General features: G+C 65.9%; 1 protein-coding gene and 1 pseudogene. One reads left to right on the top strand and one right to left on the bottom strand.

All coding sequences use genetic code 11. The annotated features are described in order from the left end of the window. Positions 1 to 191 (top strand): annotated as a pseudogene (locus GX015_RS02515) (protein tyrosine phosphatase); the annotation flags it as partial. A gap of 86 nt (positions 192 to 277) precedes the next feature. Here the strand turns inward: GX015_RS02515 and GX015_RS02510 are convergent. Next, positions 278 to 2,008 carry a DUF726 domain-containing protein gene (locus GX015_RS02510; protein WP_291342542.1) on the bottom strand — a complete coding sequence of 577 codons (1,731 nt, stop codon included), beginning with the start codon at positions 2,006 to 2,008 and terminating at the stop codon, positions 278 to 280. Positions 2,009 to 2,317 lie beyond the last annotated feature (309 nt).

Below are 2,317 nucleotides of genomic sequence, written 5' to 3'. Positions count from 1 at the left end.
GCTCCGACGTCGTGGTGCTCATGGGCGTCGACAAGCGGCCCGACATTCCCGGCGACCGTTACGTCGAGTGGGACATCGCCGACCCGGAGGGTGCCTCCATCGAGCAGGTCCGCACCATCGCCGACGACGTCGAGCGCCACGTCCGCGCACTGCTGGCCGACATGGGCTTCGCCGAGGCGCAGTCCGCGTAGAGACATCTCGAGCGGGATGCTCCGCTCCCCGACCACCGACGGCCGGCCCCGTGCACTGGGGTCGGCCGTCCGCGTCCCTGCGGGAGTCACGAACCCGACAAGACCGCCCCGTAGTAGGACGAATGACTCTTGACCTCGCCTGTCAGGTCATGATCGACGATTTTCTCCTCCGCCGCTCCGAACCCCGTCAGTCCCACTGGCGTAGCTCCGATCTGGACGGCCCGGTACAGATACTTGAGGATCTGATCCGCCGCCGAGTGATAGTTGTGGATCTTTCGCTCGACTCCCCGTGCCAGCACCGACCAGTCATCGCGGCGGCTATTCGCTGCGCCGAAAAGCCTCATTTCGTCGATGATCGGGGGTTTTCCTTCTGATCCCAGCGACTCCGCGGCGGAAATCATCACTCGAGCTCCGAGACTGTGGCCCACCAGAACAAATCGACCTTCGTCGACCTTCGCCAGCAGCTGTGCAAGAACCTCCCCGGTCTTCTCTGCCCTGCTCACGGCGACCGACCACGGATTGGCGGCCAAGCTCGCCGCACCCGTGACAATTCCGGCGGGATTCAGCTTCGAGGGTGCGGTCTTCATCGCCCGCATTGCCGACTTTTTCGCGAAACGGATCGACGCCTGCGTAGCCCCGGACGTTTGCACAGCATCGGCGAGCGACTTCAGTTCCTTGCTTCCCCAGCGGACGAGGTAGATGGACGGGTCGCCGTAGAGTTTCTCCGCCACAAGCACCGGCTCCAGCCAGTCGTCGGTGCCCTCGGTGGTGAACCCCCGGGCGATGACGACGTTCGGCCCCGCGCCGTCGCGGAGTTTCTCGATCTCGAAGGACTCGTCCTCCTTCACGTATGCACCTACGATCCCCGCGCCCTGGGCACCACCTATGGCCGCGCCTCCCATCGCCACCATCATCGCCCCGCCGGCCATCCCCTTTCCGCCCGCGGCCAGAGCACCACCACCCAGCCACGCCAGACCTGCATTCGTCGCCGCCGCACCCGAGTAACCGAACAGGTGCACGCCGATCAACCCTCCGACGGCCGGTGCCGCCACGAAGGCGGCCGCCGCGAGCGCACCGGCTCCGACGACGCCTCCCGCGGCCACTTTCGAGGTGCGTGCGACGTTTTTCTTCGCGTAAACGAGCAATTCGCCATAGTCTGCCAGGTCGCCGACGGTCGCGTGCGCCGCTTCGAAACCGAAAATGTCGTGGCGATGTTCGGCGCACAGCGGAGGTGCCGGCATCTTCCGCTGAAGCCGACGCACCGCCATGTTGTCGCAACGGGGCACCGAGCAGAGAGTGGTCGGGCTCCCGCAGTCGTCGCAAAGCCACACCTGCGCGGTCCGCGCGCGGCCATCGACCTTCCGATGGACGTGACGGCCCACGCACGCGGAGCACCAGCCGAGCCGCTCCTCGTCGCCGAGGCGATCAATGAATCGGGTCAAGGTCGTGATGTCGGAAACCACGCTTTTCGCCATCTTTTCGGCGTTGGCCCGCTGCTTCTCCACACGGGTGGCAGCATCGTCGTCGGGCATCTCCACCTCGAGGTCGGACATGTCCGGAGCTTCCACGTCGGCAGCGTCGGGGAAGGCGATTTCCCTGCTCGCGTCGGTGCCTCCCCTCGCCGCCTCCGAAAACTCGGCGAATGCCACCGCCAATGCAATCAGTGCCTTGTTCTCCGTAAGCGCAGCATCCCCCCACACCTCTTGGATCCCGTCGGCGATGTTTCCGGTGACGCGCAGCCGGTAGCCCTTCTCCGAACGGATCTCACACACGTATGAGTCATCAGCGATGAAAACCGCGTTGATCTTGATGGCCATTTTCCGCATTCTCCAGGTATCCATCGAGGAGCGATGTGTGCGCCTCGTCCCTTCGGAAATCTAGACGGGCGACCGGATTCACCGGACCGCGGGTGACCCCGCGTCCGCACCGCCGTTCGACGCCGATTGCTTAAACCCCGGCGCGGACCTTCAGCGCCGGCGAGCACGCCGCCGCAACGGCACCGAGGACGACGAGCAGCCCCAGCGCGACCTGGAGGCCGACGCCGGTGGCCGCGACGCCGATGGCGGGGCTGGTGACCAGGAAGCCCATGCGCATGAGCCACCCGACGAGGGTGACGCCGGCGCCGT

It is taken from the genome of Corynebacterium sp. (assembly GCF_012837295.1).
Taxonomy (GTDB): Bacteria; Actinomycetota; Actinomycetes; order Mycobacteriales; family Mycobacteriaceae; genus Corynebacterium.
The sequence above is the reverse complement of the archived record's forward strand: the minus strand, read 5'-3'. Positions and strand labels throughout refer to the sequence as shown.

What these genes read in the sequence shown, in the direction of transcription:
- GX015_RS02510 (WP_291342542.1), bottom strand. Translation starts at nt 2,008, where the DNA reads ATGGCCATCAAGATCAACGCGGTTTTCATCGCTGATGACTCATACGTG.